The sequence below is a fragment of the Streptomyces sp. NPDC054961 genome (assembly GCF_053609145.1).
This window is the reverse complement of record NZ_JBSGWY010000057.1, coordinates 21,969-27,553: the sequence shown is the minus strand read 5'-3', so window position 1 is coordinate 27,553 and position 5,585 is coordinate 21,969. Positions and strand designations below refer to the sequence as shown.

5 protein-coding genes are annotated in these 5,585 nt (G+C 74.2%); 2 read left to right on the top strand and 3 right to left on the bottom strand.

Translation table 11 applies throughout. The features are described 5' to 3' along the window. Positions 1-129: 129 nt before the first annotated feature. Together ACWF9Z_RS33395 and ACWF9Z_RS33390 are read right to left on the bottom strand one after the other, a co-directional pair. The gene (locus ACWF9Z_RS33395) at positions 130-576 is read right to left on the bottom strand and encodes a DUF7144 family membrane protein (protein ID WP_453608764.1); all 447 of its coding nucleotides are present in this window, start codon (positions 574-576) and stop codon (positions 130-132) included. A 228-nt stretch (positions 577-804) separates the two neighbouring features. After that, positions 805-1,305, bottom strand: a complete 501-nt coding sequence (locus ACWF9Z_RS33390; protein ID WP_453608762.1) for a hypothetical protein — start codon at positions 1,303-1,305, stop codon at positions 805-807. Between the two features lie 248 nt (positions 1,306-1,553). On the opposite strand from ACWF9Z_RS33390, the gene ACWF9Z_RS33385 reads away from it, so the two are divergent. Next, positions 1,554-2,144, top strand: coding sequence for a DM13 domain-containing protein (locus ACWF9Z_RS33385; protein ID WP_453608759.1), 591 nt, complete (start codon positions 1,554-1,556; stop codon positions 2,142-2,144). A 124-nt stretch (positions 2,145-2,268) separates the two neighbouring features. On the opposite strand, the gene ACWF9Z_RS33380 is transcribed toward ACWF9Z_RS33385, so the two are convergent. Continuing rightward, on the bottom strand, positions 2,269-2,778 hold the full coding sequence (locus ACWF9Z_RS33380) for a GNAT family N-acetyltransferase (RefSeq protein ID WP_453608756.1): 510 nt from the start codon (positions 2,776-2,778) through the stop codon (positions 2,269-2,271). 150 nt (positions 2,779-2,928) lie between these two features. Here ACWF9Z_RS33380 and ACWF9Z_RS33375 point away from each other — a divergent pair, with 150 nt between their 5' ends. After that, entirely contained in the window at positions 2,929-5,463 is a 2,535-nt protein-coding gene (locus tag ACWF9Z_RS33375) for an MDR family MFS transporter (RefSeq protein WP_453608753.1), read from the top strand. Positions 5,464-5,585 lie beyond the last annotated feature (122 nt).

The window sequence follows — 5,585 nt, the reverse complement described above, 5'->3', positions numbered from 1 at the left end:
CGGGGTGGCTGTTCGTGGCTCGGACGCCCGGGCCGCCCTCCACGTCGTCGGCCCCCGGGCGGGCGCCCTGGCGGCCCCCCCCCCCCCCCCCGGCCGTCCGCGGCGCGCGGCCGCGACGGACGGTCCGTGTCAGGCCGTGGTGGAGTGCGCCTCGCTCGTGCGGGTGCACAGGGCCCAGATGACGAAGATGCTGATGGCGATCGAGATGAGGGCCCAGACCGGCGTGTAGGGCAGCCACATGAAGTTGAGGATGATGTCGAGCGCGGCGATCGCCACACCGGTCACCCATGCCCAGGACGCGCCCTTGAGGATGCCCACGCCGACGACGGCGAGCACGATGCCCACGATGAGGTGGATCCAGCCCCACGCCGTGACGTCGAACTTGAACGTGTAGTTGCCGATCGTCGAGTAGACGTCGTCCTTCGCGATGCCGACGATCCCCTTGATGATGCCGAGGACGCCTTCGACGAGCATCAGGATACCGGCGAACATCGTGCCGCCCGCCGCCCAGGCGCTATGCCCTGAGGCGGGGTACTGGCTCCGGGGGGCCCTGCTGGGGGGCGTTGTCTGTGCCACGAGAAGCTCCTTCGTCGGGCGGGACACCGAGGGTCGGCGTCTGGCCCAGCGTCCCCGGCGAGCACGGGTACGGACACCGGAGCGCCGCCATTCGGGTGAATCCGCGCATCGGCGACGACGGTGAGGCCGACGGAAAGCGCTGCTCGGGGTGCCTGTCGCCGGGGAACCGGCGGCCTCGCGGCACGAGGGCCCGGACGGCCGTCGCGCGCCCGGGCCCCGCCGTCCGGCTCAGTAGCGCAGGGCCTTGCCCGTCTCCGCCTTGACCGTGCCCGACAGCGTGTGGGTGCTGCGGGCGGTGCCCACGCCGGTGGCGTTCGGGGCCACGTCGGAGACCGTCACCACGACCGTGTCCAGGAGGTTGCCGCCCTCGTCCTTGAAGTTCACCTGGACGGCGAAGGACTTCTTCGCGCTGTCCGTGTTCTTGGCCGAGACGGACACCGTGGTGCGGCCGTCCGCGTCCGTCGCGGGCGTACCCAGTGTGACCTGGTCCTTCGCGTCGACGCCGTCCTTGACCTCGGCGAGCTTGTCCTTCGCGACGGCCGCCGCCGACGCGGCCGCGTCCGCCGCCTCGGAGGCGGCCGAGGAGACCGCCGCCCCCGCCGAAGCCACGGCGGACGCCGCCTTCGAGGCCGCCGCGGACGGCCCGTCCCCGTCCGAACAACCCGCGACCCCCACCGCCAGGGCCACCCACACGACACCGGCCAGCCCGCGGCTGCGTACGCCTGCCATCACGCCTCCCTGCTTCGACTCCCTCCAGTCAACGGCCGCCCGCCGCGGCCCGCCCGCCCGGCCCGCCGTCCGGGTGGCCGTCCGGGTGGCCGTACGCGTGGCCGTCCGGAGGGCCACGCGAGCGGTCATCCGCCTGCGGACCCCCGGCGGAGGTCGTGGCGTAAGGCTTTCGTCACCACGCAGCCGCTGGTGCCGAGGGCCCGCGGCCCCGTTGAATGCGGGGGACGGATGCGAGGAGAGGCAGGGCAATGGCGCGGACAAGGTGGCGCGGGCGCGGCAGGCTGATCGTCGGCGTGGTCCTCGCGGCCACGCTGGCGCTGGGCGCCGGGCTGTACTGGTTCCAGCCGTGGAAGCTGTGGCAGGACTCGACCGTCCGCGAGGCCCTGCCGCCCGCGACGTCGTCCTCCCCGGCCCGATCCGGGCCCGCTTCCGGGCCCGCCTCCGGGGGCGGTACGGGCTCCCCGGCCCCGGTGGCCCCTGACGGACCGCGGACGGTCGCCCAGGGCACGCTGATCAGCCACGAGCACACCACCACGGGCACGGCCAAGGTGATCCGGCTCCCCGACGGCTCCCACATCCTGCGGCTGGAGAACCTCGACACCAGCAACGGCCCCGACCTGCGGGTGTGGCTGACCGACGCCCCCGTGAAGGAGGGCGTCCCGGGCTGGACCGTCTTCGACGACGGCACGTACGTGAGCCTGGGCAAGCTCAAGGGCAACAAGGGCGACCAGAACTACGAGATCCCGGCCGGCGTGAACACGGCCGACTACAGCAGCGTCACCATCTGGTGCGACCGCTTCGACGTCTCCTTCGGCGCGGCGGCCCTCGCGACCGTCTGAGCCGACAGGGCCGGAAAGGGCGACAGGGCCGGAACGCCGCACGGCGCTTGACGCACCGCCGCGCGTGACGGAGGACCCGCTCCGGTCCGCCGCCCGGTCGGCGCCGCCCCCGGCCGCCGCGGTCTCACGTCAGGTCGGTGCGGGGATCGATGGCCCAGTGACGGGTCCGCAGGACGCGGCCGGCGAACGTCACGTCTTCCTCACCCAGCGACCTGAAGCCGAGGGACCGGCAGATGCCGTTCGACGGAGCGTTCGCCAGGGCCGGAAACGCGTGGACGACCCCCCACCGGTCTTCCTCGCGGGCCAGTTCGAGCACCGTCCGGACGGCCAGCTTGCCGAGCCCGTGTCCCTGGAACTCCGGCAGCACCATCCAGCCGATCTCGCTGGTCTGGTCGCCGCCGGCGTCGTGGGACCAGAGGGTCACGGTTCCCGCCACCACTGCCGGTTCCCTCTCGTCGGGAACGATCATTTTGATCCACTGAGTGCCCTCGGCCGCACTCCGGACGTCACGTCCGACCTTCGCCGCCATTCCCTCGGGCGGCAGCGGGCCACCGAGGTCGGCCATCATGGCCGGGTCGCACCGCATCCGGACGTAGGCTTCGACGTCGCCGGACGTCACATCACGCAATCGCACGCGCCCGCCCTCCTCCGGCCTACTCGGCACCGTTCATACGAGCATACGACGATCCCCCTGACGCTACGTCACGAGGAGTGGACCGGTCCCGGTGGAACCGATTCGCCTGATGGGCCCCCGTGCGTTGGATAGCTGAACTATCTTGCCCTCGTGGACCAGTTGAATGCCGAAGACCCGACCCGCATAGGTCCGTACCGCCTCATCGCCCGGCTGGGCGCGGGCGGTATGGGCCTGGTCTACCTCGGGCGCTCCGAGGGCGGGCGCACCGTCGCCGTCAAAGTCGTGCAGGCCGATCACGCCGGGAACCCCGAGTTCCGCAGGCGCTTCGCCCGCGAGGTGGCCGCCGCGCGGCGGGTGGGCGGAAGTTGGACGGCGGACGTGCTCGACGCCGATCCCGAGGCCGCCGTGCCCTGGGTGGCGACCCAGTACATCCCGGGGCCCGATCTGCACACCGTGGTCGCCAAGGACTTCGGGCCGCTTCCCGAGCACTCGGTCCACACCCTCGCCAACCGTCTCGCCCTCGCCCTCCAGGCCGTGCACGACGCGGGCCTGATCCACCGCGACCTCAAGCCGTCCAACGTCCTCGTGACCGTCGACGGCCCCCGCGTCATCGACTTCGGCATCGCGCGGGCGAAGGAGAGCCTCGCCGGGGACAGCCTGCTCACGCGCACGGGCACGCTGATCGGCTCCGCCGGGTTCATGTCTCCGGAACAGGTCCGCGGCCTCGAACTCACCCCCGCCAGCGACGTCTTCTGCCTGGGGGCCGTCCTCGTCTACGCCGCCACGGGGCGCCTGCTCTTCGGCGCCGGGGACACCGGGCTGAACGCCCACCTCTTCCGCGTCGCCGAGGAGGAGCCGGACCTGACGGGCGTGCCGGAGAGCCTGGTCGGTCTCGTCCGCGCGTGCCTGCACAAGAACCCGGCCGAGCGGCCCACCCCCCAGCAGGTGGCCGCACGCACGGCCACGGACCAGGCCGCCGAATGGCTGCCGGGCGCCGTGCTGGCACAACTCGGACGTCACGCGGCCCAGTTGCTGGACTACGCTCCCGTGGCTCCCGCAGGCCCCGAGGCGACCGCCGCGCAGAGGGACCCCCGGGTCCCGCCCGCGGAGTCGTACCCCCTGCCGCCCGCCTACGCCCCGACCGCCCCCGCGCACTCCGGCCCCGCGCAGGGATTCGGACCGCCCCCGGGCCCCGCCGCCACCGCCTGGTCCGCGGCGCCGCCCGCGACTGCGTTCACGGCCCCCGTGGAGGACTCCGCGGCCCTGTACGCCAAGCGCTGGCGGGCCCTGGCCGTGGCCGTCCTGGCGCAGCTGGCGGTGGTGCTCGAAGCGACGGCCTTCACCAACGCGCTGCCGTCCGTCCAGGCCGACCTCGGCCTCGCCACGGATGGCATGGGTACGATGTTCACCGTCTACGCCGCCGCCTTCGCCGCGTTGCTGCTGCCCGGCGGGCACATCGCGGACCGCCTGGGGCGCAGAAGTACGCTGATCGCCGGCCTGGCCGGATTCGCGGCGGCCTCCCTGCTCGGCGGCATCGCCTGGGCCCCCGGCCCGCTGATGTGCGCCCGCGTCCTGCAGGGCGCCTCCGGCGCGCTGCTGACCGCCTCCGCACTGGCCCTGCTGGTCGCGGGCTTCACCGACCCCAGGGAACGCGGCCGGGCCTTCGGGGTCTACGCCGTGTCCAGCGCGGGAGCTTCGGTCCTCGGGCTGCTCGCGGGCGGCTGGTTCGTCGAGGCGATGAGCTGGCGCGTGAGCCTGTACGTGTCCGTCCTCATCGCCGTGATCGTCCTGACCGGCGCGCTCACCCTGCCGCGCGACCGTCCGGGACCGGCCCGTGGCGGCCCCGACGTCCTCGGCTCCCTGCTCGGTGCCGGCGCGCCGGCCGCCCTCACCTACGGTCTCGCCGAGGGCGGATCGCGCGGCTGGGCCACGACCCCCGTCGTGATCGCGCTCGTGGCCGGCGCCGTCCTGCTCGTGGCCTTCCTGTGGTGGCAGGCCATGACGTCCGACCCGCTGCTCCCGCCGTCCGCCTTCACGGACCGCGACCGCCTCGGCTGCCTCCTCGCCCTGCTCCTGGCCGGTGCCGGCACGGTCGTCCTGTTCTCGTTCCTGAACTACCACCTGCGGTACGTCCTCGGATACGGCCCGGTCGAGGCGGGGCTGCTGCTCCTCCCCATGGTCGCCGCGCTCGTCGTCGGCTCCACGCAGATCTCCGCCCGGCTGGTGCACCGGGCGGCGCCCAGGATCCTGATCGCGGCGGGGCTGCTGCTCGCCGGCGTCGGGCTGGCGATCCTGGCCGGCATCGAGGACAGCGCCGGGTACGCGCCCAAGGTGCTGCCCGGCACGCTCCTCGTCGGCCTCGGCCTCGGCATGGCCCTGATGCCGCTCCTCGCCACCGCGACCGCCGGCATCGCCCCGCGGTACGCCGGCGCGGCCTCGGCCGGGGTTCTCACCGTCCAGTACCTGGGGGAGGCCGTCGGGGGCATGCTGTTCGCCGTCGTGGTCGCCACCCACCTGCAGGTCGACGTGGTGCACGGGGTGCTCGAGATACCGCTGAGCGCCTACACCATCGCCCTGTGGTGGGCTGCCGGCGCCCTGGTGCTCGCGGCCCTCGTCGCCGTGGTGACGGTCAGGGCCACGCGGCCGCGGGGCGAGATGGCCCAGGCCGCCGCGCTGCCCCTGTAGCCCGTCCGCGCCGCCGTGGCCGGGGGGGGCCCCCCCCCCGGCGGGGCGGCCGCGGGCCGCCCGGGGGCCGGCGCCGCGGGCCCGCGCGGCCCGCGGGAAATAGCCCCCCCCCCGCCGCGCCC

Excerpts from the sequence above, each read along its gene's own strand:
- ACWF9Z_RS33390 (WP_453608762.1), bottom strand. The coding sequence starts at position 1,305 with ATGGCAGGCGTACGCAGCCGCGGGCTGGCCGGTGTCGTGTGGGTGGCC.
- ACWF9Z_RS33385 (WP_453608759.1), top strand. The coding sequence starts at position 1,554 with ATGGCGCGGACAAGGTGGCGCGGGCGCGGCAGGCTGATCGTCGGCGTG.